At 63.6% G+C, this 24390-nt stretch carries 23 protein-coding genes and 1 pseudogene; 12 read left to right on the forward strand and 12 right to left on the reverse strand.

Annotated elements, in window-relative coordinates; translation table 11 throughout:
* Positions 1-54 precede the first annotated feature (54 nt).
* The 3 genes from sutA to glnK all read right to left on the reverse strand — a co-directional run bounded on the left by sutA (position 55) and on the right by glnK (position 2537).
* Positions 55-384, reverse strand: coding sequence for a transcriptional regulator SutA (sutA, locus tag IM733_RS18670; protein WP_011536349.1), 330 nt, complete (start codon positions 382-384; stop codon positions 55-57).
* 431 nt (positions 385-815) lie between these two features.
* Positions 816-2150 (reverse strand): ammonium transporter, encoded by a 1335-nt coding sequence (locus IM733_RS18675; RefSeq protein ID WP_248917974.1) that lies wholly within the window; start codon positions 2148-2150, stop codon positions 816-818.
* A 48-nt stretch (positions 2151-2198) separates the two neighbouring features.
* Positions 2199-2537 (reverse strand): P-II family nitrogen regulator, encoded by a 339-nt coding sequence (glnK, locus tag IM733_RS18680; RefSeq protein WP_002555808.1) that lies wholly within the window; start codon positions 2535-2537, stop codon positions 2199-2201.
* 406 nt (positions 2538-2943) lie between these two features.
* Between glnK and IM733_RS18685 the strand changes: the two genes are divergently transcribed.
* The 9 genes from IM733_RS18685 (at position 2944) to IM733_RS18725 (ending at position 12786) form a co-directional block, all read left to right on the forward strand.
* Positions 2944-3207 (forward strand): accessory factor UbiK family protein, encoded by a 264-nt coding sequence (locus tag IM733_RS18685; protein WP_248917975.1) that lies wholly within the window; start codon positions 2944-2946, stop codon positions 3205-3207.
* Positions 3208-3231: 24 nt separating this feature from the next.
* Positions 3232-3660 carry a TOBE domain-containing protein gene (locus IM733_RS18690; RefSeq protein WP_248917976.1) on the forward strand — a complete coding sequence of 143 codons (429 nt, stop codon included), beginning with the start codon at positions 3232-3234 and terminating at the stop codon, positions 3658-3660.
* A 423-nt stretch (positions 3661-4083) separates the two neighbouring features.
* Positions 4084-4290, forward strand: coding sequence for a hypothetical protein (locus IM733_RS18695; protein WP_248917977.1), 207 nt, complete (start codon positions 4084-4086; stop codon positions 4288-4290).
* Between the two features lie 311 nt (positions 4291-4601).
* The gene (mgtA, locus tag IM733_RS18700; protein ID WP_248917978.1) at positions 4602-7313 is read left to right on the forward strand and encodes a magnesium-translocating P-type ATPase; all 2712 of its coding nucleotides are present in this window, start codon (positions 4602-4604) and stop codon (positions 7311-7313) included.
* 9 nt (positions 7314-7322) lie between these two features.
* Positions 7323-7718 (forward strand): DUF2493 domain-containing protein, encoded by a 396-nt coding sequence (locus IM733_RS18705; RefSeq protein ID WP_248917979.1) that lies wholly within the window; start codon positions 7323-7325, stop codon positions 7716-7718.
* Positions 7719-7778: 60 nt separating this feature from the next.
* Positions 7779-9266 carry a YifB family Mg chelatase-like AAA ATPase gene (locus IM733_RS18710; protein ID WP_248917980.1) on the forward strand — a complete coding sequence of 496 codons (1488 nt, stop codon included), beginning with the start codon at positions 7779-7781 and terminating at the stop codon, positions 9264-9266.
* A 223-nt stretch (positions 9267-9489) separates the two neighbouring features.
* Positions 9490-9741: a DUF2790 domain-containing protein gene (locus IM733_RS18715; protein WP_248917981.1), complete on the forward strand. Its 252-nt coding sequence runs from the start codon at positions 9490-9492 to the stop codon at positions 9739-9741.
* A gap of 31 nt (positions 9742-9772) precedes the next feature.
* Positions 9773-10789, forward strand: coding sequence for an alpha/beta hydrolase (locus IM733_RS18720; protein ID WP_248917982.1), 1017 nt, complete (start codon positions 9773-9775; stop codon positions 10787-10789).
* A 209-nt stretch (positions 10790-10998) separates the two neighbouring features.
* Positions 10999-12786: a monovalent cation:proton antiporter-2 (CPA2) family protein gene (locus IM733_RS18725; RefSeq protein WP_248917983.1), complete on the forward strand. Its 1788-nt coding sequence runs from the start codon at positions 10999-11001 to the stop codon at positions 12784-12786.
* 3 nt (positions 12787-12789) lie between these two features.
* Here the strand turns inward: IM733_RS18725 and IM733_RS18730 are convergent, their stop codons facing one another.
* Both IM733_RS18730 and IM733_RS18735 read right to left on the reverse strand, forming a co-directional pair.
* Positions 12790-13074 carry a HigA family addiction module antitoxin gene (locus IM733_RS18730; protein WP_046853662.1) on the reverse strand — a complete coding sequence of 95 codons (285 nt, stop codon included), beginning with the start codon at positions 13072-13074 and terminating at the stop codon, positions 12790-12792.
* Between the two features lie 15 nt (positions 13075-13089).
* A pseudogene (locus IM733_RS18735) lies at positions 13090-13365 on the reverse strand (type II toxin-antitoxin system RelE/ParE family toxin); the annotation flags it as partial.
* A 514-nt stretch (positions 13366-13879) separates the two neighbouring features.
* Between IM733_RS18735 and IM733_RS18740 the strand changes: the two are divergent.
* Entirely contained in the window at positions 13880-14173 is a 294-nt protein-coding gene (locus IM733_RS18740) for a DUF3077 domain-containing protein (RefSeq protein ID WP_248917984.1), read from the forward strand.
* 1044 nt (positions 14174-15217) lie between these two features.
* Here IM733_RS18740 and ycaC (IM733_RS18745) read toward each other — a convergent pair.
* Positions 15218-15847 carry an isochorismate family cysteine hydrolase YcaC gene (gene ycaC, locus IM733_RS18745; RefSeq protein WP_011536364.1) on the reverse strand — a complete coding sequence of 210 codons (630 nt, stop codon included), beginning with the start codon at positions 15845-15847 and terminating at the stop codon, positions 15218-15220.
* Between the two features lie 224 nt (positions 15848-16071).
* On the opposite strand from ycaC (IM733_RS18745), the gene IM733_RS18750 reads away from it, so the two are divergent.
* Positions 16072-16983: a LysR substrate-binding domain-containing protein gene (locus IM733_RS18750; protein ID WP_248917985.1), complete on the forward strand. Its 912-nt coding sequence runs from the start codon at positions 16072-16074 to the stop codon at positions 16981-16983.
* Positions 16984-17100: 117 nt separating this feature from the next.
* Here IM733_RS18750 and IM733_RS18755 read toward each other — a convergent pair whose 3' ends face one another.
* From IM733_RS18755 to IM733_RS18775, 5 genes are all read right to left on the reverse strand, one after another.
* Positions 17101-19074, reverse strand: a complete 1974-nt coding sequence (locus IM733_RS18755) for an amidohydrolase (RefSeq protein ID WP_248917986.1) — start codon at positions 19072-19074, stop codon at positions 17101-17103.
* 64 nt (positions 19075-19138) lie between these two features.
* The gene (locus IM733_RS18760) at positions 19139-19690 is read right to left on the reverse strand and encodes an antibiotic biosynthesis monooxygenase (RefSeq protein WP_248917987.1); all 552 of its coding nucleotides are present in this window, start codon (positions 19688-19690) and stop codon (positions 19139-19141) included.
* A 57-nt stretch (positions 19691-19747) separates the two neighbouring features.
* A complete protein-coding gene (gene ycaC, locus IM733_RS18765; protein ID WP_248917988.1) occupies positions 19748-20377 on the reverse strand; it encodes an isochorismate family cysteine hydrolase YcaC in 630 nt (209 codons plus the stop codon).
* A gap of 155 nt (positions 20378-20532) precedes the next feature.
* Positions 20533-20853, reverse strand: coding sequence for a hypothetical protein (locus tag IM733_RS18770; protein ID WP_248917989.1), 321 nt, complete (start codon positions 20851-20853; stop codon positions 20533-20535).
* A 44-nt stretch (positions 20854-20897) separates the two neighbouring features.
* Positions 20898-21395 carry a hypothetical protein gene (locus tag IM733_RS18775; RefSeq protein WP_248917990.1) on the reverse strand — a complete coding sequence of 166 codons (498 nt, stop codon included), beginning with the start codon at positions 21393-21395 and terminating at the stop codon, positions 20898-20900.
* Between the two features lie 122 nt (positions 21396-21517).
* Here IM733_RS18775 and IM733_RS18780 point away from each other — a divergent pair, with 122 nt between their 5' ends.
* Positions 21518-22945 (forward strand): mechanosensitive ion channel family protein, encoded by a 1428-nt coding sequence (locus tag IM733_RS18780; RefSeq protein WP_248917991.1) that lies wholly within the window; start codon positions 21518-21520, stop codon positions 22943-22945.
* 70 nt (positions 22946-23015) lie between these two features.
* Here the strand turns inward: IM733_RS18780 and amaA are convergent, their stop codons facing one another.
* Entirely contained in the window at positions 23016-24302 is a 1287-nt protein-coding gene (amaA, locus tag IM733_RS18785) for an L-pipecolate oxidase (protein ID WP_248917992.1), read from the reverse strand.
* Positions 24303-24390: the final 88 nt, after the last annotated feature.

Below are 24390 nucleotides of genomic sequence, written 5' to 3' on the forward strand. Positions count from 1 at the left end.
TTGACGCCCACAAAAAAGCCCGCAGCGACGGCGGGCTCTTTTGCATTCAGCCACTCAGATAGGGCGGCTGCCGTACTTGTTGTCCGGCTTCTTGGGCGGATCGGCGACCACGTTGGCCTCCACTTCCTGCACCTTGCCACCGCGCGACAGGAACTCTTCCATCGCCTTGGCCAGCGCATCACGCTCTTTCTGTTTGGCTTCCATGCTCGGCATCTCGTCTACCGAGACAGCCGCCTTGGATTTGCCTTTGGCAGCGGGGGCGGGGCTGCTGTCGTCATCGCCAGCGTCTTCCGCGCCATCGTCTGCGGCCGCTTCGAGGCCTTCATCAGCCTCGTCTTCGTCGCCTACTTCGAGGTCGTCATTTTCCAGATCGTCGTCGCTCATGTTCTACCTCATGACTTGCGAAAAGCAGGTTAGTTATAGACCGGTGCAGCCGTAGACCGGCAGCCACCAGTGAAAATTCAACTGGCCGTGGGTTGGCCACTGCCCTGGGTGTCCGCCCCCTCATGGGGGGCCTGGCACCCTGCAGGCCCTGCTCCTGGCAAGGCCTGACGAAATACGTTGTACCCTTGCTGGCCACAGGCTATTGGCAAGCCTAGCAAAGGGTGGCGAAGTGTGTGGACTACTCGTCCAGCTTCCTTCGGCGCGCATTCTAGCGCGCTCGCAGAAAAAGCAAAGCACCAGAAACGCCCGATGGCTTGTAAGTTTTCCGCCCAGGTCGCGAACAGGCCGGGTAAATCGTTTGCCCCCCGCCAGGCAGCAAACTACAGGCAAAAAAATGCCCGGCGAACCGGGCAAGTTTTCCAGCGTGGCGGTTACAGGTTGTAGCCGCGCTCGTTGTGCTGAGCCAGGTCGAGGCCGACCGACTCTTCTTCTTCGCTGACCCGCAGGCCCATCACCAGATCGAGCACCTTGAGGATCACGTAGGTGGCGATGGCGGTGTAGACCACGGTGAAGATCACGCCCTTGGCCTGGATCCAGAACTGCGCGGCGATGTCGGTGACCGCACCGAAGCCGCCCAGGGCAGGTGCCGCGAACACGCCGGTAAGCAGGGCGCCGATGATGCCGCCGATACCGTGCACACCGAAGGCGTCGAGGGAGTCGTCATAGCCCAGTTTGCGCTTGAGGCTGGTGGCGCAGAAGTAGCAGACGATGCCAGACACCAGGCCGATCACCAGGGCGCCCATCGGGCCGACGGTACCAGCGGCCGGGGTGATGGCGACCAGACCGGCGACCACGCCCGAAGCGATGCCCAGCGCGCTGGGTTTGCCGTGGAAGATCCACTCGGCGAACATCCAGCCCAGCGCGGCGGCGGCGGTGGCAATCTGGGTCACCAGCATGGCCATGCCGGCAGTGCCATTGGCCGCGGCGGCGGAACCGGCGTTGAAGCCGAACCAGCCGATCCACAGCATGGCTGCGCCCATCAGGGTGTAGCCCAGGTTATGCGGGGCCATCGGCGTGGTGGGGTAGCCCTTGCGCTTGCCCAGCACCAGGCAGCAGACCAGGCCGGCGATACCGGCGTTGATGTGCACCACGGTGCCGCCGGCGAAGTCGAGCACGCCCCAATCCCACATCAGTGCGCCGTCACCGCTCCAGACCATGTGTGCGATCGGCGCATAGACCAGGGTGAACCACACGCCCATGAAGATCATCATCGCCGAGAACTTCATGCGTTCGGCGAAAGCACCGACGATCAGTGCCGGGGTGATGATGGCGAAGGTCATCTGGAAGGTGATGAACACCGCCTCAGGGAACAGCGCGGTGGCCGAGGTCAGGCCCGACGGCGTGACGCCGCTGAGGAAGGCCTTGGAGAAACCACCGATAAAGGAATTGAAGTTGAGCACGCCCTTTTCCATACCCGCGGTATCGAAAGCCAGGCTGTAGCCGTAGATGACCCACAGGATGCTGATCAGGCCAGTGATGGCGAAGCACTGCATCATCACCGACAGCACGTTCTTCGAACGCACCATGCCGCCGTAGAACAGCGCCAGGCCCGGGATGGTCATGAACAGGACCAGCGCCGTCGAAGTGAGCATCCAGGCAGTGTCGCCGGAGTTCAGCACCGGGGCGGCCGTTTCCTCGGCCAGGGCCAGCCCTGGCATTACGAGGGACAATAGGGCTCCTAGCCCTGCGATCTTGCGCAGAGTCATGTTGTTTTCTCCTGGGGCGTTGGGTTTGGTGAGGCTGTGTTCTGGCGCTTAGATCGCGTCGGTATCGGTTTCGCCGGTACGGATGCGGATCGCTTGCTCCAGGTTGACCACGAAGATCTTGCCGTCGCCGATCTTGCCGGTGTTGGCCGCCTTGGTGATGGCTTCGATCACCCGATCAAGGTCTTTGTCGTCGATGGCCACATCGATCTTCACCTTGGGCAGGAAATCGACCACGTATTCGGCGCCGCGATACAGCTCGGTGTGACCTTTCTGACGGCCGAAGCCTTTGACTTCGGTGACGGTGATGCCCTGCACGCCGATTTCCGACAGCGACTCGCGCACGTCGTCCAGCTTGAACGGCTTGATGATGGCAGTGACTAGCTTCATGAAACTCTCTCCCGATTTGGTGGACTTGCCCCAGGAAAACAAACCCGACTCAAGTCTAAGCGCAGCGCCTGGCTTTGTAACGCATCGTCGGCTCCATCCTCCCCGCCGACACACGATCCGGCTGTGACGAAGAACCCTCCGGCTTCGCCCGCGCACTGCCTGGTCACAAGGGACTGCATCAGTGCATGGCTCGATCAGGTCTTTGCAGAAACCTTGCCAGTTGGCGCAAGTGGCTAAAAAACAGCGAGTTGCGTGAACAGGCAGGGATTGGCCAATCGCCAGCAGCGAAAAAGCGCACAAAATCGGTGCGCGACCTTTGGCCGCCCTGCGCGAAAAGCGTGCAACGCAAGCGGGCCGGGGCGGCGTGCTACACTGCTGCCCTTTCAGTGATCAGCGGATAGCCAACATGCTCGCGCCCAAAGCCTTTCTCGATGCCCTGAGCGACCAGGCCTCGCGCCTGTTCAGCGGCGACACCGCTGCGCCTCGCGCCGAACTGGAAAGCCAGTTCAAGGTGCTGATGCAGGGCGCCTTCAGCAAGCTCGACCTGGTCAGCCGCGAAGAGTTCGACAGTCAAATGGTGGTGCTGGCCCGCACCCGCGCCAGGCTGGAAGCCCTGGAGAAACAGGTCGCCGAGCTGGAAGCACGGATGGCACCGCCCACTACGGAATAACAATCGATACACGGAGCGTTCCCCATGCAAGTCAGTGCCCGCAATGTCTTCGAAGGTAAGGTCAGCGCAGTCCAGCCAGGCGCGGTCAACGCCGAAGTCGAACTGACCCTCGCCGGTGGCGAGAAATTGGTCGCAGTGGTCACCATGGCCAGCCTGCACAACCTCAACATCAATGTCGGCAAGCAGGCCGTGGCGCTGGTGAAGGCCCCTTGGGTGGTACTGATGACCGACGCCGCCGGCTACAAACTGTCGGCGCGCAACAGCCTGGAAGGCGAAGTGGCGCGGGTCGGCGACGGCGCGGTGAACGCCGAGGTGGTCCTGAAGCTGCCCGGTGGCACCGAGGTCTATGCCATCGTCACCCGTGAAGCGGTGCAGGAGCTTGGCCTCAAGCCAGGCGTAAAAGCCACCGCGTTGATCAAGGCCTCGCACATCATCCTCGGCGCCAAGGCCTGATGACCACGGGCCACTGATCTTGCGTGGCCTCTGTAGGAGCGGCTTCAGCCGCGATCACCCACGAAGCGGGTGGCACACACCGCGATGCCTGCATCGCGGCTAAAGCCGCTCCTACAGCCAACTCATGCAAAACCAAATATTCCCTGAACCAACCAGATGAAACTTATTTAAGTTTCACCTCCCCGGTTGACTTGCCCGCTATGCTTTGCATAAAGTTCACCCGCCCCAAAAAAGCGGGCCTTTATTTCAACTCATGAAGAACTCAATGGACACAGTATCTAGTCGCTGCCTGGCCGTTTTTGCCTGCCAGGCACTTGAACCGGAACTCCGGGCCCGCCCCCAAGGTCGGGCAAGCCGCGCCAGAGCCTGATTGCTCCGCCGTCGCTTGCCGTCCCGGGTGCCCGCCCGGTCGGAGGCAAGCTCATGAACTTCATCATCTTTATCCACGATCGCCTGCACGCCCCGGCGCGCAAGGCCTTGCCATGCCTGCGCCCTCCCCACGCGACCGCTCAACGGCTGCGCGCCACTTGGCTGCCCCAGCTGGTTTGCCCTGCCCTGCGCCTGCACTGGCACACCGAAGACACCCAGGAACCGCCCAGTCGATGGCGCGCCCGTCTGTGCTTCTGCTAACCGGCGCGATGCATTCCCGACACTAAGCTGACGACCTATTCAGCGTCAGAACTTCACGAACTTTAACTCTTTAAAGTTTGCGGGCTTCTTATTGCCAATCACTTTATTCGAGGTTTCAAAAGACCATGGAATCCGCCAGTAGAAAGTTCGCTGCCGATCTTATTTCCGGCATTCGCCAGCGAACACGTAAACGTCGGAAAAACCACGTTTTTCATCGATCGAATGATCGCGGCCCGAGACACGTTCACTCACCCGTTCAACAGTGAGTCGACTGTGTGTCGTGCCGCCTCCTGCGGCAGGAGCACAGCCAAATGACCGTAAAAGACCGCAACACCACGAGCAAAGCCGGCGCAGACACCCGCCTCTCCATGCGCGCCGCCCGCGAGGCGCGCAACGGCCTGGCCGTCACCCTCGCCAACCTCGACGCCAGCGAACGGGGCCTGACCGAGCACGAAGCCACCAAGCGCCTGCAACGCGACGGGGGCAACGAAGTCGCCCACGACAAGCCGGAACCGGCCCTGATGCAACTGCTCAAGGCCCTGCACAACCCCTTCATCTATGTATTGCTGACCCTGGCCGGGATCAGCTTCGTCACCGACTACTGGCTGCCCCTGCGCGCAGGTGAAGTGGAGGATGCCGACCTGACCAAGGTCATCATCATCATGACCATGGTCAGCGCCAGCGGCCTGCTGCGCTTCTGGCAGGAATACCGTTCGACCAAGGCCGCCGAAGCCCTCAAGGCCATGGTCCGCACCACCGCCACCGTGCTGCGCCGCGAACGCCACGACCAGGCCCCGCGCCTGCGCGAAGTGCCGATGAACGAACTGGTGGCCGGCGACATCGTGCAGCTCAGCGCCGGCGACATGATCCCCGCAGACATCCGCCTGATCGAATCCCGCGACCTGTTCATCAGCCAGGCCGTGCTCACCGGCGAAGCCTTGCCGGTGGAAAAGTACGACACCCTGGGCCACGTTGCACAGAAGTCCGCCGGCGACAGCACCAGCGCTGAAGGCAACCTGCTCGACCTGCCCAACATCGGCTTCATGGGCACCAACGTGGTCAGTGGCCGGGCCCGCGCCGTGGTGGTGGCCACCGGCAAGCGCACCTACTTCGGTTCGCTGGCCAAGGCCATCGCCGGCTCGCGCAGCCAGACCGCCTTCGACCGCGGGGTGAACAGCGTCAGCCGCCTGCTGATCCGCTTCATGCTGGTGATGGTGCCGGTGGTGTTCATGCTCAATGGCGTGGTCAAGGGCGATTGGAGCGACGCCTTCCTGTTCGCCCTGGCCGTGGCCGTGGGCCTCACCCCGGAAATGCTGCCGATGATCGTCAGCGCCAACCTGGCCAAGGGCGCCGTGGCCATGGCCCGGCGCAAAGTGGTGGTCAAGCGCCTGAACGCCATCCAGAACTTCGGCTCGATGGATGTGCTGTGCACCGACAAGACCGGCACCCTCACGCAGGACCGGATCATCCTTGAGCACCACGTCGACCCCAGCGGCCGCGCCGACCCGCGCCTGCTCGAACTGGCCTGGCTGAACAGCCACCACCAGAGCGGCGTGAAGAACCTGATGGACCAGGCCGTGCTGCGCTTCGCCGCTGAGAACGGCGGCTTCCAGCCGCCTTACGCCTACGCCAAGGTCGACGAGCTGCCCTTCGACTTCATCCGCCGCCGGCTGTCGGTGATCGTCAAGGACGCCCTGGGCGATCACCTGCTGGTGAGCAAAGGTGCGGTCGAAGAGGTGCTGGCCATCGCCACCCACGTGGAACAGGACGGCCAGCGGTTCGTGCTCGATGACGCCCGGCGTCAGCAGTTACTCACCACGGCCGCCACCTTCAACCAAGAAGGCTTCCGCGTGCTGCTGGTCGGCACCCGCGAGATTCCGGCCACCGAAGGCAAGGCCCAGTACCACACCGACGACGAGCGCGAACTGGTGATCCGCGGCTTCCTGACCTTCCTCGACCCACCCAAGGAAACTGCCGGCCCGGCCATCGCCGCCCTGCGTGAGATGGGCGTGAAGGTAAAGGTGCTCACTGGCGACAACCCGGTGGTCACCTGCAAGGTCTGCCGCGAAGTAGGCCTGGAGCCAGGCCAGCCGCTGCTCGGCCAGGACATCGAGCGCCTCGACGAAACCCAGCTCAAGGTACTGGTCGAGGAACGCACAGTGTTCGCCAAGCTCACCCCGCTGCAGAAGTCACGGGTGCTCAAGGCGCTGCAAGCCAACGGCCACACCGTAGGCTTCCTCGGCGACGGCATCAACGACGCCCCGGCCCTGCGCGATGCCGACGTGGGGATCTCGGTTGACAGCGGCACCGACATCGCCAAGGAGTCGGCCGACATCATCCTCCTGGAAAAGAGCCTGATGGTGCTGGAAGAGGGTGTGCTCAAGGGCCGGGAAACCTTCGGCAACATCATGAAGTACCTGTGCATGACCGCCAGCTCCAACTTCGGCAACGTGTTCTCGGTGCTGGTGGCCAGCGCCTTCATTCCGTTCATGCCGATGCTGGCGATCCACCTGTTGCTGCAGAACCTGATGTACGACTTCTCCCAGCTGTCGCTGCCGTGGGACCGCATGGACAAGCAATTCCTACGTGAGCCGCGCAAGTGGGATGCCCGCAACATCGGCCGTTTCATGCTGTGGATCGGGCCCACTTCGTCGATCTTCGACATCACCACCTTCGCCCTGATGTGGTACGTGTTCGCCGCCAACAGCGTGGAGATGCAGGCGCTGTTCCAGTCTGGCTGGTTCGTCGAGGGGCTGTTGTCGCAGACGCTGGTGGTGCACATGCTGCGCACCCGCAAGGTGCCATTCTTCCAGAGCACCGCGGCGCTACCGGTGATCCTGGCGACGGGGCTGGTGATGTGCCTGGGCATCTACATCCCGTTCTCACCGCTGGGGGCGATGGTCGGGCTGGTGCCGCTGCCGTGGGAATACTTCCCTTGGCTGGCCGCCACCCTGCTGGGCTACTGCCTGGTCGCGCAAGCCATGAAGACCCTGTACATCCGCCGCTTCGGCCAGTGGTTCTGAGGGGTGGCCATGCGTGTACTGATCTGCGCAGGGCGCAACTACGCCGACAACCGCCGCTGCCGCCAGGCGCTGGATGACCTCCAGCGCCAGCAACCGATCCATGTGCTGATCCATGGCGGCAGCCAGCACCTAGGGGGCGATATCGAAGCCTGGGCACGCGAGCATGGCGCCGATATCGTTCGCTACCCACCCAACTGGCAGCTGCATGGCAAGCTGGCCGAGCGGTTGCGCAATGTCTTCATGTTGCGTGACAGCCGGCCCGACACGGTGCTGGCACTGCCCGGCGGGGACGACACCGAAGAGCTGCTGGCCCGGGCACGGGGGGCAGGCATTGCCGTGGTCTGCAGCAGGCAGCCGTGGGCCGGAAAAACCCCGACGCACTCTTTCCTGCCACGGCGCGAGTGACATCACTAAGCTTTGCCGGGCCGCAGGATGCGGCCCTTCTCAAGCAAGCACGGAGCGCCCATGTCCCTCGCCCTCGTCCACAGCCGCGCCCAGGTCGGGGTGCTGGCGCCACCTGTCAGCGTCGAAACCCACCTGGCCAACGGCCTGCCCACGCTCACCCTGGTCGGCCTGCCGGAGGCGACGGTCAAGGAGAGCAAGGACCGCGTGCGCAGCGCCATCGTCAACTCGGGGCTGGACTACCCGGCCCGGCGCATCACCCAGAACCTTGCCCCCGCCGACCTGCCCAAAGACGGCGGGCGCTATGACCTGGCCATCGCCCTGGGCATCCTCGCCGCCAACGGCCAGGTGCCAGTGGCCACCCTCGACGACATCGAGTGCCTGGGCGAACTGGCCCTGTCCGGAGCGTTGCGCCCGGTCCAGGGGGTGCTGCCCGCGGCCCTCGCCGCGCGCGACGCCGGCCGGGCGCTAGTGGTACCCCGGGAGAACGCCGAAGAAGCCAGCCTGGCCAGCGGGCTGGTGGTGTTTGCCGTGGGCACCTTGCAGGAACTGGTCGCCCACCTGAGCGGGCAACTGCCCCTGCCGCCCTATGCGGCCAATGGCTTGCTGCTGGAACAACGGCCCTACCCAGACCTGAGCGAAGTCCAGGGCCAGGTCGCCGCCAAGCGCGCCCTGCTGGTGGCAGCCGCCGGGGGGCACAACCTGCTGTTCACCGGCCCGCCCGGCACCGGCAAGACCTTGCTCGCCAGCCGCCTGCCCGGCCTGCTGCCACCGCTGGACGAGCGCGAGGCGTTGGAGGTCGCGGCCATTCGCTCGGTCAGCGGCCATACCCCGCTCGACAGCTGGCCACAACGGCCGTTTCGCCATCCGCACCATTCCGCGTCCGGCCCTGCGCTGGTCGGTGGTGGTAGCCGGCCGCAGCCCGGCGAGATCACTCTGGCGCACCACGGCGTGCTGTTTCTCGATGAGCTGCCAGAGTTCGAGCGACGGGTTCTGGAAGTGCTGCGCGAACCCCTGGAATCAGGCGAAATCGTGATCGCCCGAGCCAAGGATCGGGTGCGCTTCCCGGCGCGTTTCCAACTGGTGGCGGCAATGAACCCCTGCCCCTGCGGCTATTTCGGCGACCCCACCGGCCGCTGCCGTTGCAGCCCCGAGCAGATTCAGCGCTATCGCAACAAGCTCTCTGGCCCCCTGCTTGACCGCATCGACCTGCACCTGACCGTGGCCCGGGAAAGCACCGTGCTGAACAACCAACCCAGCGGCGAGACCAGCGCCAGCGTCGCCGGCGTGGTAGCCGAGGCCCGTGAACTGCAGCAGCGTCGCCAGCACTGTGCCAATGCCTTTCTCGACCTCAAGGGGTTACGCAAGCACTGCCTGCTGGAGCCGGCCGATCAGGCGTGGCTGGAGACGGCGTGCGAACGATTGACCCTGTCGTTGCGAGCGGCGCACCGGCTGCTGAAGGTGGCACGCACGCTGGCAGACCTGGAGAAGGTTCCTACCATCGCCAGGGCGCATCTGGCGGAGGCGTTGCAGTACCGGCCCAGCGCCTGATTCAACCTGCAACCCCAGATCTGTAGGAGCGGCTTCAGCCGCGATCACCGGCAACGCCGGTGCCATGTACCACGTTGCCCGCATCGCGGCTAAAGCCTCCTACAGACACGCTCAATCGGGGTCATAGCGGAAATATATTTTGCGCGCTAAATATTATCGCGCAATATTGATTCCACGCAGCAAGCAGTCGCCAACCCCACTCAGCAGAACCTGGAGAACGACCATGACCCTTCGCAAAGCCTTCGCCCTTACCGCCACCGCCCTGACCCTCGGCACCAGTGCAGGCGCCTTCGCCACCGAAGCCACCCCCTACCGCTACGGCATGGACCTGGACATCGCCCAGGTGGTCAAGGTCGAAGCGCCCGCCAGCACCCAGGGCCACACCGGCAACGCCACCCTCACCTACCGCGACAGCAACGGCCAATTGCACGCAGTGAGCTACAGCCAGCCCACCACCCTCAGCAACCAGAACTGAACCACCGACACCTAACCGAAGGAGCCCGAACATGAAACTGTCCCGCACCCTGACCGCCGGCCTGCTGACCTTGGCCGTGAACAGCGCCTTCGCCGCCGGCAGCCCCGGCGTCGAGCACACCACCCAAGGCTTCCTCGACGCCCTGGCCTCCGGTGGCGGCAAGCCGCTGGAAACCCTCGCGCCCAAGGATGCCCGTGCGGTACTGAGCGGTGCCCAGGCCGGGGTGAAGGTCGACCTGTCCGGCATCCGCGTCGAACGCCGGACCATCCAGGCCGACGGCCAGCCGCTGGAGATCCGCGTGGTACGCCCCGAAGGCGCCAAGGGTGAGTTGCCGGTGTTCATGTTCTTCCACGGTGGCGGCTGGGTGCTGGGCGATTACCCCACCCACGAACGCCTGATCCGCGACTTGGTGGTCGGTTCCGGCGCGGCAGCGGTGTACGTCGATTACACGCCATCGCCAGAAGCGAAATTCCCCACCGCGATCAACCAGGCCTACGCCGCCACCCGCTGGGTGGCCGAGCATGGCAAGGAGATCGGCGTGGACGGCAGCCGCCTGGCAGTAGCCGGCAACAGTGTCGGCGGCAACATGGCCGCGGTGGTGGCGATCAAGGCCAAGGAGGCCGGCACGCCGAAGCTGCGCTTCCAGGCGCTGCTGTGGCCGGTGACCGATGCCAACTTCAACAACGCGTCGTACAACCAGTTCGCCGAGGGCCACTTCCTGACCCGCAACATGATGCAGTGGTTCTGGAACAACTACACCACCGACCCACGCCAGCGCGACGACATCCACGCCTCGCCGTTGCGCGCCAGCCTCGAGCAGTTGAAGGGCCTGCCACCGGCGCTGGTGCAGACCGCCGAGATGGATGTGCTGCGTGACGAAGGCGAAGCCTATGCCCGCAAGCTCGACGCGGCCGGGGTACCGGTGACCGCCGTGCGCTACAACGGCATGATCCATGACTACGGCCTGCTCAACGTGCTGAGCACGGTGCCCAGCGTACGCAGTGCCATGGACCAGGCGGCACAGGCATTGAAGCAACACCTCCAGTAGGAGTCGGCTTGCCGGCGAACACCGGCGCCGCCCAGTGCGGCGCTGGTTTCGCCAGCAAGGCTGGCTCCTACGGTACGCGGGTGCCGGGCGTACCGTTCCTCTGAACGAACGATGCGTCCCGCCCTGGCGGATTGTCGTTGCCACGGCCAGTCCGCAAAATAGCGCTCCAGACACAACCGCTGCCCACGCAGTTCATGGAGCCCGAACCGATGCCACACGAAGGCAGCCTTCTACAAACCGCGGTGATCTTCCTGCTCGCCGCCGTCGTCGCCGTTCCCCTCGCCAAACGCCTACAGCTGGGTGCCGTGATCGGCTACCTGCTGGCCGGCGTGGCCATCGGCCCGCAGGCTTTGGGCCTGATCCGCGACACCGAAAGCGTCGCGCACATCTCCGAGCTCGGCGTGGTGTTGCTGCTGTTCATCATTGGCCTTGAGCTGTCCCCGCGGCGCCTCTGGCTGATGCGCAAATCGGTGTTCGGCGTCGGCACCGCGCAAGTGCTGCTGACGGGCGCAGTGATCGGCGCCATCGCCCTGTTCGGCTTCAGCCAGACACTACCGGCCGCCTTGGTGTTGGGCCTGGGCCTGGCGTTGTCGTCAACCGCGCTGGGCTTGCAGAGCCTGGCCGAGACCAAGCAACTCAACGCCCCCCATGGCCGCCTGGCGTTCGCCATCCTGCTGTTCCAGGACATCGCCGCGATTCCGCTGATCGCCCTGGTACCGCTACTGGCCGCCAGCGGCCCGGACACCAGCCAAGGCGACAGCCTCGAACACGGTTTGAAGGTGTTCGCCAGCATCGCCGTGGTGGTCGTCGGTGGCCGTTACCTGCTGCGCCCACTGTTTCGCACCGTGGCCCGTACCGGCCTGCCGGAAGTCTCCACCGCCACTGCGCTGCTGGTGGTGATCGGCACCGCCTGGTTGATGGAAGAAGCTGGGGTTTCCATGGCCCTGGGCGCCTTCCTCGCCGGCCTCTTGCTGGCCGACTCGGAATACCGCCATGAGCTGGAATCGCAGATCGAGCCGTTCAAGGGTTTGCTGTTGGGGCTGTTCTTCATCAGTGTCGGCATGGGCGCCAACCTGCGCCTGCTGCTGGAAATGCCGCTGGTGCTGCTGGGCCTGACCCTGCTGCTGATCACCGTGAAGCTGGTGCTGCTGGTCGGCGTCGGCCGCCTGGCGGGCGGGCTCAACAGCGCCAGTGCCCTACGCCTGGGCATGGTGCTGGCGGCCGGTGGCGAGTTCGCCTTCGTGGTGTTCAAGCTGGGCAAGGACCAGGGGCTGTTCGATACCCAGACCTACGACCTGCTGCTGATGACCATCACCCTGTCGATGGCCCTCACCCCGTTGCTGATGCTTGGTTGCGCCCGTGCCCTCAAGCGCCCGCAACCGCCGCGCGAAGTGCCCGAGCAGTACAAGAGCATCGACGCTGGCACCCCGCGCGTGGTGATCGTCGGCATGGGCCGCATGGGTCAGATCGTCGCGCGCATCCTGCGGGCGCAGAAGGTGCCGTTCATTGCCCTGGAAACCTCGGTGGACACCATCGAGATGACCCGCATGTTCGAGCAGGTGCCGGTGTTCTACGGCGACCCGTCGCGCTCTGAGGTGTTGCATGCGGCCAAGGTCGGCGAAGCCGAGTACATCATCATCACCATCGACGACCCGGAGGCCGCCACCCGCACCGCCGAACGGGTCAAGCGGCTGTACCCGCACCTGAAGGTGATCGCCCGGGCGCGCAACCGTCAGCATGTGCACAAGTTGATGGACGTGGGCGCCGAGCCGATTCGCGAGACGTTCCATTCCAGCCTGGAGATGAGCCGGCGTACGTTGATCGGGCTAGGGTTGTCGGAGGAACAGGCGGCCTATCGGATCGAGCGGTTCACCGAGCATGACGAACAGGTGCTGGAAGCCCAGGGCCTGGTGCGAGACGACCGGGCCAAGGTGATGCAGACGGCCAAGGAAGCGCGGGTGGAGCTGGAGCGGTTGTTCGAGTCGGATGCGGATTGAGACTCAGGCGAAAGCCAACCGCTCGATGGGTGGATGCTCGCGGTGCGCGGCCTGCCACAGGTCATAGGCTGCTTGCTCGGCCAGGTACTGACGGGCACTGCCAAGGCCGGCCAGTTCAAGGCGATAGGCCAGGTCGGCTGAGATCGCTGCGTGGCCGTTGAGCACTGTGGATAACTGGCCACGTGAGTAGCCGAGGTGGCGAGCCAGGGAAGAGACGTTCATGCCGATGGCGGGCAGGACGTCTTCGCGCAGGGCCTCGCCGGGGTGGGGCGGGTTGTGCATAGGCATGGTTTCAGCCTCCTCGTGATAGTCCAGGTAGTCGACCAACTCGACATCAGTACCGATAAAACGGAACACCAAACACCAGTTGCCCGAAACATTTACAGCCCAGAAGGTGTTCAGCTGCCCTCGCAAGGGATGAAGGCGGTTGCCTGGGCGATCCAGATCCGAGAGGCTTTGCGCGACATCCAGCGATGCAAGCAAACGCCGCAAGAGCGCCACGTGATCAAATCGGACACCCGAGGTGTCACCCCGCAGGTGAAGTGACTTCAGGCCTTTGTGCCTGAAACTCCGGATCATGGTTGCCGAAGTGTAAGGCCATACCTTACACCCTTCAAGGCTGCTTGAGTCATGATGCGTTCCTGGCGAAAAGAGAGAGAGAACGCAGTTTGGCGACTCCGATCAATGTGATGAGAGCCCTCGCTCTCTGGAGGCCGTGTCAGATCAGTCCTGAACTGCTGCGGGTAGCTGGCGACCCCAAGTTCAATCAAGCCCGGCCATTTCCTACCGACTCTGAAGCCCTTTCTCATTGGGCAATCTACACCCCAGGAAATACCCTACGAAATCTGTCGATTCCCGTCTGATTGTCCGGGGAAATCATGCCCTCTAGGATCTCCCGGTCGCTGTCGGTTCAGCGATCGGGTGTGGAAACCCGGCTGGTTGGTTATCGGATTGTTGTCGTGACGGCAGCTGTACACGGGAGGCCTCAAGGCCTACCGGGGTTCTCCGATGACCTGGTTTTCCACCCTGTGTACAGCCGCCACCCTTCGCGTGGAAACGGACGGTGCCGGTCAATTTCTATCGGAGTTTGACCATGAAAAAGATCGTCCCCGACCCACCCCTCCCCGACACCCGCCACCACCCCTTCGGCAAATGCGACGCCGGCCACCCACCGCTGTTCGCGGTCAACCCGAACATCAATGCCCACGACGCCCTGGTGCATGTCGCCGAATACCTGCGCAGCGCCTACAACGTTGGCTATAAAGCCCTCGACCACATGGACGACACGGGCAAGAGCCTGTTGTGGGCCAACCTGCATGCGGTCGAGATGGCCGAGGGGCTGACGGAGGCGATACTCCAAGGCATCGAGTGCGGGAGCGCCAACTGACTCGGCCCCCCCTGTTGATAACCTCTTGCGAGATAGGCTGGCCTACTCACGGGTCGGCCTTTGCATACAGCCTGAAGCACAAGACTTCTAACGCTTCCGAAGTCCCGGTCCTAGAACTGCGTAGGACGCTTCCCTAACTGTTCAACGCACGAAAAATACCGCCCTCCAACTGCTAGCGTGCGGGCTTCCATTTACAAGGAAGTCTCACGATGACCTTTCGTATCAACAGCTTCGGTAAAGGCCAGGGATTGGACGGCGACCGCACTACTGGGGTTCTAATTTCCGCTGGCATGATCACATTTGCTGACTGACAAAAAATCACCTTATGGAACAATGAGCACCATGCAAACTGCACCAACGACTACCATCGAATCCTCAACAGCACACGTATCTCCAGCTTCACAACCCTTCAGAAAGTTCCATATCGTATCCATTCCAAAACTCATCATAATGATAAGTTTCTCCCTCGGCATCTATACCAGCTACTGGTACTACCGCCACTGGATGCTCTACCGCGGCCAACAGGGTTTTAAGTGGGTACCTTTGCTGTGCGCCATAGCGGCCCCCATAATGATATATCCATTAATGAAGCGCATCGTACGCAAGAACCTGGACATGGGCCATGTGCTCGACTGCTCGGCACTGAGCGTCACATTAATGTTCTGGCTGCCTTGTTTACTGTTAGTCGCGGGGGTCGTCTCGTTTACAGACACCCCTGAAACATCGTTAGCACTCTCACTCATGATCCTCCTACCGCTGTTATCCATATGCTGTACCAGCTTGCCATTGGTGGCAATGATACAGTTGCAGCAAACCGCCAACAGGTGCGAAGGCGATGAGTTGGGACAGAGTAATGCACGGATAACTTGGGCAAATGGCCTCTGGATCATTTTCAGCTGGTTACCCTTCCTCGCGCTGCTAGGTTTTGTGCTCACATTGCTTCCATAAATGTATTCGCCCTAATTTTCATCATCCACACGCCCCATAAAAACCAAAGGCCGGCATTCTTGGAGAATGCCGGCCTTTCATACAACTAGGTTTCAATCACTTGCCCGCAGTCAGCGCGTTATAGCTGGTGATCAGGTTGCGGTAGTCGGGGATGTGGTTGGAGAACAGTGCCGCCAGCCCTTCAACGTCGTTACGCCAGTCGCGGTGCAGCTCACAGGCCACACCGAACCAGGTCATCAGCTGCGCACCGGCCTGGCTCATGCGGTTGTGCGCGGCGTCGCGGGTCATTTCGTTGAAGGTGCCGGAAGCGTCGGTGACCACGAACACCTCGAACTCCTCTTCCAGGGCCGCCAGCGCCGGGAAGGCCACGCACACTTCAGTTACCACGCCGGCGATGATCAGCTGCTTCTTGCCGGTGGCCTTCACGGCCTTGACGAAGTCTTCGTTGTCCCAGGCGTTGATCTGGCCGGGGCGGGCGATATACGGGGCATCCGGGAACAGCGCCTTGAGCTCCGGCACCAGCGGGCCGTTGGGGCCTTGCTCGAAGCTGGTGGTGAGGATGGTCGGCAGGTTGAAGTACTTGGCAAGGTCGGCCAGGGCCAGCACGTTGTTCTTGAAACGGTCCGGCTCGATGTCGCGCACCAGCGACAGCAGGCCAGCCTGGTGGTCCACCAGCAGTACGGCGGCGTCATCTTTGTTCAGACGGTTGTAGGTGAATTTGCTCATGGTCGTTGCTCCTAAGGGGGTTGGTGTTTCGCGTTGATGAGAAAAGATTAGATTCGTTACCTTTGGACCGGTAGACTGCAAAAATTGGCTTTAGCGTTCTGTTTTATGAACGATAGATAGCGAATGACCTTACCGGCCTCTTCGCCGGCAAAGCCGGCTCCTACAGGTACGGCGCAACCCTTGCAGAGGCCGGCACAGGCAGCCCAAAATCCGGAGACCGCCCCATGGAAGACCTCAACTCCCTCTACTACTTCACCCAGGTGGTCGAGCACGGTGGCTTCGCCCCGGCCGGCCGGGCCCTGAACATGCCCAAGTCCAAGCTCAGCCGGCGCATCGCCGACCTGGAGGAGCGCCTGGGCGTGCGCCTGCTGCACCGCACCAGCCGGCACTGCTCGCTGACCGAGATCGGCCAGGCCTACTACAACCGCTGCCTGGCCATGCGCGTGGAGGCCGAAGGCGCTGCCGAGATCATCGAACGCAACCGCAGCGAACCGCGCGGGCTGGTGCGCGTCAGTTGCCCGACCACGCTGCTCAACTCCTGGGTCGGGCCGATGCTGACCCGCTACATGCTCAAGTACCCACAGGTTGAGCTGTTCATCGAGAGCACCAACCGCCGGGTCGACCTGCTGCACGAGGGCTTCGACATCGCCCTGCGCGTGCGCTTCCCGCCGTTGGAGAACACCGACATGGTGATGAAGGTGCTGAGCAACAGCACCCAGTGCCTGGTAGGCCATCCATCATTCCTCGAACAGCTGCCGGCAGGTTTCGACCCACAACAACTGAGCACGCTGCCCAGCCTGCATTGGGGTGGTGCCCAGCGCGAATACCAGTGGGAGCTGTTCCAGGGCGAGGACAGGGCGCGCAGCCTGGTGATCCCGCACAAGCCGCGCATGGTCACCGATGACCTGTTCGCGCTGCGTCACTTCGTGGTCGCGGGGGTGGGCATCGCACACCTGCCACGGGTGGCGGTGCGTGAGGACCTGGCAGCCGGGCGCCTGGTAGAGATGCTGCCGGACTGGCAGCCGCGCTGCGGGATCGTGCATGCGATATTCCCGTCACGGCGGGGGTTGCTGCCGTCGGTGCGGGCGTTGATCGATCACCTGGCGGAAGAGTTCGCGGTCAGCGATATGGCGTGAGGCGTTGGCTGGCAGTTGCGGCCTATTCGCGGGTAACCCCGCGTCCACAGCGGCCAGCGCAATCCCTGTAGGAGCGGGTTTACCCGCGAAAGGGCCGCAAAGCGGCCCCCGTTTCACTCAGAACGCAAAGCAGGAACAGCCCAACGCTCCCCAGAACCCCTGGAAGTCGCTGACCGGCACACTGGAATGCCGCGCCTTCTCATGGCTGTGCGCATGCACCCCACAAGGCCCGACGCACTGGTGCACCGCTGCGGCCAGCGGTGCGCCAGCTCGCCAGTGCCCCGGTACCTTCACCACCGGCGACCACTCTGGCACCACCGGGATCTGCGCCGGCCCCAGCTTCTCGAAGTCACCGGCGCCATACACCACCTTGCCGTCGACCACGGTCAGCACCGACTCGATCCACTTGATCGCCTCTTCCTCGACGCTGAAGAAGTCCGCCGACAGCGCCGCCAGGTCGGCCAGCTGGCCCACCTTGATCTGCCCTTTCTTACCCTGCTCGCTGGAGAACCAGGCGCTGCCGTGGGTGAACAGCTGCAGCGCGACGTCACGGCTCAGACCACCGTCCGGGTACAGCTCCAGCCCACCAACGGTCTTGCCGCTGACCATCCAGTACAACGAGGTCCAGGGGTTGTAGCTGGACACCCGGGTGGCATCGGTGCCCGCGCCAACCGGCACGCCCTCGGCCAGCATGCGCTTGATCGGCGGGGTCGCCTCGGCGGCCTTGGCGCCATAACGCTCGACGAAGTATTCGCCCTGGAACGCCATGCGGTCCTGGATGGCGATACCACCGCCCAGCGCCCTCACCCGCTCGATGTTCTTCGGTGTGATGGTCTCGCAATGGTCGAAGAACCACGGCAGGCCATTGAACGGGATATCGCGGTCGACCTTCTCGAACACGTCGAGCATGCGCGAGATGGACTCGTCGTAAGTGGCGTGCAGGCGGAACGGCCAGCGCTGCTCGACCAGGTGGCGCACCACCGGTTCCAGCTCCTGCTCCATGGTCTGCGGCAGGTCCGGGCGGGGTTCGAGGAAGTCCTCGAAGTCAGCCGCCGAGAACACCAGCATCTCGCCGGCGCCGTTGTGGCGCAGGAAGTCGTTGCCATCCCCAGGCTTGACCTTCTGCGTCCAGTTCTTGAAGTCGGCCAGCTCTTCCTTGGGCTTCTGGGTGAACAGGTTGTAGGCGATGCGCACAGTCAGCTGACCGTTGTCGGCCAGTTCCTGGATCACCTGATAGTCATCCGGGTAGTTCTGATAACCGCCGCCGGCATCGATGGCGCTGGTCAGCCCCAGCCGGTTGAGCTCACGCATGAACTGGCGGGTGGAATTGACCTGGTACTCCAGCGGCAGCTTCGGCCCCTTGGCCAGGGTGGCGTAGAGGATGGCGGCATTGGGCCGGGCGATGAGCATGCCGGTGGGGTTGCCGAACTTGTCGCGCTGGATCTCGCCACCGGGCGGGTTGGGCGTGTCCTTGGTGTAGCCGACCGCCCGGAGCGCGGCGCGGTTGAGCAGCGCGCGGTCGTACAGGTGGAGGATGAACACCGGGGTGTCGGGCGCGGCCTGGTTGATTTCTTCCAGGGTGGGTAGGCGCTTTTCGGCGAACTGGAATTCGTTCCAGCCCCCGACCACCCGCACCCACTGCGGGGTCGGCGTACGGTCGGCCTGGTCCTTGAGCATGCGCAGGGCGTCGGCCAGCGATGGCACGCCCTCCCAGCGCAGCTCCAGGTTGTAGTTCAGCCCACCGCGGATCAGGTGCAGGTGCGAGTCGTTCAGGCCCGGGATCACCGTGCGCTGCTTGAGGTCGATGATCTGCGTGCTGCTGCCTTTATGGGCCATGGCCTCGGCGTCGCTGCCCACGGCGATGAACTTGCCGTCCTTGATGGCGACGGCGCTGGCCTGGGGTTTCTCGCGGTCGACGGTGTGCAGTCGGCCATTGAACAGGATGAGGTCGGCGGACATGGGATCTCCTGAAATAGCGGCATGGGCGGAAGAGGTGAACGGCAATGCGCTCCACAGCGCGCCGGCGGCACCGAGCACGGTGCTGGTGGCGAGGAACTGGCGGCGGCTCGGGTCGGTGGGGTCCTGGCTCATGGTGCTCTCCGTCCGGGTGGTTTCGGCAGGCGGTTGAAGGCTAGCAATGGATCGCGGCAGGCGCTCAGCGACGCAACCAGCCGGCGCAGCGGCGCGTCACCCAGGGCATGATGAAGAACACCACCGGGAGGATGACGCAGAGGTTGACCAGCAGGTTGCTCGGCAAGCGTGCGCCCAGCAGCGGAAAGTGCTGGAACAGCGGCGCCAGCAGCATCGGCACCAGCAGTGTCAGCGGGCAGATCACCAGGTAGGTGAGCACGGCCTGCTTCCAGCGCGGCGGTGGCGTCGCTCCGCCGCTGGACGGTGTGAACCAGAACTCCGGGTCGTCATGCACCTGGGTCTGGTCGCCCTCCTCCAGCAGCGGCAGCACTTCGGCGACCAGCGCCTGGCGTTCGGCGGAATCGACCCAGGCCTGCAACTGGCCGGCCTCGGCGAAGCGCACGATGGTGGTGAACTGGCGGCCGCCGTCATCCGGGCGGATCACGTTCACATCCAGGTGCCCGGGTTGCTGGCGGGCCACGCCAACGGTGTGCCTGAGCCAGGCTTCGTAGCGCGCCAGGGCCTCGGCGCGAACCTTGTGCTGGATGACCAGCGTGACCACGGTGCTGTTGTTCATCGCGGTGTACCTGAGCGAGGTGGGCCAGGCGCCGAGGATGGCGCCTGGCGGGGCGGCTTACTTGCCGGCGGTCAGGGCGTTGTAGCTGGTGATCAGGTTGCGGTAGTCGGGGATGTGGTTGGAGAACAGCGCCGCCAGCCCTTCAACATCATTACGCCAGTCGCGGTGCAGCTCACAGGCCACGCCGAACCAGGTCATCAGTTGCGCGCCGGCCTGGCTCATGCGGTTGTGGGCCGCGTCGCGGGTCATTTCGTTGAAGGTGCCGGAAGCGTCGGTGACCACGAACACCTCGAACTCTTCCTCCAAGGCCGCCAGCGCCGGGAACGCCACGCACACCTCGGTCACCACGCCGGCGATGATCAGTTGCTTCTTGCCGGTGGCCTTCACCGCCTTGACGAAGTCTTCGTTGTCCCAGGCGTTGATCTGGCCGGGGCGGGCGATGTACGGGGCGTCCGGGAACAGTGCTTTCAGCTCCGGCACCAGCGGGCCGTTGGGGCCTTGTTCGAAGCTGGTGGTGAGGATGGTCGGCAGGTTGAAGTACTTGGCAAGGTCGGCCAGGGCCAGCACGTTGTTCTTGAAGCGGTCCGGCTCGATGTCGCGCACCAGCGACAGCAGGCCAGCCTGGTGGTCTACCAGCAGTACGGCGGCGTCGTCTTTGTTCAGGCGGTTGTAGGTGAATGTGCTCATGGTCGTTGCTCCCAAAGGTGTGTGATTGTCGTTGCCATCGGTGTTTCGCGTTGATGGGCAAAGATTAGAATCATCACCTTTGAGGCGGTAGACGGTGAAAATTGGCCATAGCGTTCTATTTCAAGAACGATAGAACGCCCTTCACCTGAAGCTGCTTAACGGACCAGCTTCCAGACAATGTGTGAATTCCGACCACTGAGCCTGTACTCGCACCCTTGGAATAGCCCCCAGATCAAAGGGCCAAACGACAGGAAGAACAGCAAGGGGAACACATAGAGCCCGAGGATGAGCAGCACCGAAAGCAGCTTGTGCTCGAAGGTCATGGCCAGCCTGTGGAGCTCGCCCGCCCCTTCGAATGTGTTGATATCCAGGCCTCGCTGCCTGGCGAAGAACCAGGCGTAGATCGCCAGGACGAATGCAGACACCATCATGCAGTCGAGCATCAGAAGATTGATGAACCTGAGGGTTTCACACATGGTTACGGAACCGGCCAGGTGCTGACTGTCTGCAAACCTGTTCGTTATTCATGATCGGGGAGCTCCTCTGCCCGGACATGGCCGCCCACTACATAGAACTCGCCGTCACGGCGGACCTCGTCGAGTGAGCGAGGGTCTTCGGCACCGCCATACATACCGTTTACATCGACGCACCAAAGGCCATCGAATTTCAGTAGTTTGACGCTGAGGTAAATCCGCCGGCATTCATCGCTGGATACTTTCAGGGACAACTCCCGAACATCACCGACCACGACCCTGACATGTCGCCAGACATTGCCGTCGGCCCAGTTGTCACGGCCGTTGAAGGTCATCGCGAAACTGAGGGTTCCATCCACGGCTTCCTGATACTCGAAAGCCAGCAGGTAACCATCGTCGAACCGGTGGTACTTCTCGAAAATCGCTTCTGCCGATAACGTCCCTGTAGCCACTGCAACCTCCTGGAAAAAAGCGAAAAGCCCCTGGCGACCTGGCGCACTCGAAGCACGCGCGGTTTCAGCCGCGCGCCATTGTTTCCAACTCATCGGCTTACAGCAAGAATGGCGTTCCCTCGAAGCAGACCGTTCTACGCCTCCTGCATGCCCATTGCGTGCCCCTTCAACCTGCTCTATTACTAGCCACAGCCCTCCCCCGCACCGAGACCATCATGCTGGCCTTCATCCAGTCGTCCCCCTTGTTGCTCGGCACCGCCCTGATCTTCCTCGACCTGCTGCTCTGGCACCTGATCCCTCTGGAGCGCCGCGCCTGGCGCATGGCTTCGCGGCTGGCGATCTTCCTGCTGTTCAGCTGGGTTCTGCTGGCCGCGGGCATGAGCCCGCTGCAACCGCCGCCCTGGGCCGACGACGTATCACGCAACCTGATGGCCACGGTGCTGGCGATTGGTTGGTGGCTGTTCGGCGCGCGCACGGTGACGGTGGTGTTCGGCCTGTTGCTGGTGGCGCGGGGCAGCCATGGCGGGCGCCTGCTGCAGGATGTGGTCGGGGCGCTGATCTTTTTGGTGGCGGCGGTGGCAGCGGCGGCCTATGTGATGCAGTTGCCGGTCAAAGGCCTGCTGGCCACCTCCGGGGTGATGGCCATCGTCATCGGTCTGGCCTTGCAGAGCACCCTGGCCGACGTGTTCTCGGGGATCGTGCTGAACACCACGCGCCCCTACCAGATCGGCGACTCGATCTCCATCGACGGCACCGAAGGCAAGGTCGTCGATATCGACTGGCGCGCCACCCGGCTGATCACCGGCAACAGCAGCCTGGCGGTGATCCCCAACTCGGTGGCGGCCAAGGCCAAGATCCTCAACTTCAGCCGCCCGGCCGAGGTGCACGGGGTGTCGATCAGCGTGGTGGTGCCAGCCAAGGTGCGCCCGCAACGGGTATTCGACGCCCTGGAAAAAACCCTGCAGGGCATCAGCATCCTGCTGGACAAGCCGGCGCCCAAGGTCACGGTGAAGGCCTCGACGCTGGAGTCGGTGGAATACGAGGCCAGCGGCTTCATCGCCGACATGTCGCGCAAGACCGAAGTGCGCAACCAGCTGTTCGACCTGGCCCACCGCCACCTGGAGGCCAGCGGCGTAATCTGGAACGTCGAGACCGGCGTGCCGCCGCGCAGCCGCCAACGCGAACTGCTGGAGGAGGTGCGGGTGTTCCGCTCGCTGACCAGCGACGAGCGCGACAGCCTGAGCCAGCGCATGACTACAGTGGAGTACCCGGCCGACCAGGTGATCCTGGCGATCGGCGAGCGTTCAGAGCATGTGCTGTTGATCAGCCGTGGCGTGGTGTCGGTGTCGGTGCGCGATGGCGAGCGAGTGGTCGAGGGCGGCCGCATGGGGCCGGGGGAAGTGCTGGCGCTGGAAGGGCTGGTGGATGACGAGGCCTCGCCCGTCGAATTCCGTGCCCTGACGGGGTGTGTGCTGTACCGCATCGACAAGGAGCAGATCCGCGGTTGCCTGACCCAGAGCGGGGACGTGAAATCGGCATTGACCAAGTTGCAGCGCTTCCGTCGGCAGAAGCGTGAATCGCTGTTGTTGCAGAAACCGACCGTTGTGAAGAAAGGCGGGTTTCTGAGTTGGTTGCACAAGTGAGTCGCCAGCAAGGTTGGCTCCTGCAGGTGCTCACCGCACCCTGTAGGAGCCAACCTTGCTGGCGAACCGCCTACAACACCACCCGCAAACACTGCCCCGCGTGGTACAGCGAGAACCCCGACTCATAGAACGCCGTGCGCAACGACGGCGCGCTCACCGGCTTCATCGGCGAGAACGGGATCGGCAAACTGTCCGGGTCATCCTTGAGCAGAAACTCGGCAAAGGCGCGGCCGATCACCGTGCCGGTGGTGTTGCCCCGCCCGTTGTAGCCGGTCACCGCCACCAGCCCCGGCGCCGGCTCGAACAGGCGCATCAGGTGGTCGGGGGTAAAGTCGATGCAACCGGTCCAGTGCATCTCCCATTCGACCTTGCCCAACTCAGGGTAGTAATGGCTCTGGATGCGGTCGGCCCAGCTGCGCACGAACCACGCCGGCTTGTTGTCGAGCCGGCCGAGGCTGCCGAGCAGCAGGCGGCCCTGATCGTCACGGCGAATGCTGCTGAGTACGGTGCGGGTGTCCCAGGAGCCCTGGCCATGCGGCAAGACCTTGTCGGCGGCCGCGCCTTGCAACGGTTTGGAGGCAACCTGGTAGTAGTAGCCACGGAAGAAGTGCTTCTGCAGGTTGCTCCAGTCGCCTTCGGTATAGGCACCGGTGGAAATCACCACCTTGTCGGCGCGCACCACGCCGCGCGCGGTCTTCACCCGCCAGGCGCTGCCATCACGTTCCAGGCCTTCGACCGAGGACTGCTGGAACAGCTTGCCACCCAGCCGGCTCACGGCCGCAGCCAGGCCTTGCGTATACCCCATGGGGTTGATGGTGCCGGCGCGGCGGTCGAGCAGCGCGGCGGAAATCTTGTCGGTACCGCAGTATTCCTGGCATTGCGCGCCGGTCAGCAGCTCGACGTCGGCGCCACGCCGGGTCCATTGCTGCTGGCGGGCTTCGAGGTCGGCGATGCCGGTGGCGTTGTGCGCCATGTGCAGGGTGCCTTTGTGCTGCGCCTGGCAATCGATCCCAAGACGCTCGATCATCGCGAACACTTCGCCCGGCGCTTCACCCAGCACCTTGTTCAGGCGGCTGCCCTGCTTGTGGCCGAGGGTGGCCTCGACGTCGTCGGGGCGGATCCAGGTGCCAGCGTTGACCAGGCCGACGTTGCGCCCGGAGCCACCATGGCCGATCTTCCAGGCCTCCAGAAGGATCACCGACTTGCCCTGCTCCAGCAGGTGAATCGCCGCGCACAGGCCGGTGATGCCGCCGCCGATCACGCAGACATCGGCCTTGTGCTCGCCGGCCAGGGCCTGGGCGGCCACGGTCGGCTGGGTGACGAATTCCCACAGACATTCTTGACGCAGTTCGGACATGGCCCGGCTCCAGCGGTGTTGTTCTTGTTGGGGCCGCTGTGCGGCCCATCGCCGGCAAGCCGGCTCCTACAACTATCCCCTGTAGGAG

This window comes from Pseudomonas entomophila (assembly GCF_023277925.1).
GTDB classification, from domain to species: Bacteria; Pseudomonadota; Gammaproteobacteria; order Pseudomonadales; family Pseudomonadaceae; genus Aquipseudomonas; species Aquipseudomonas entomophila_D.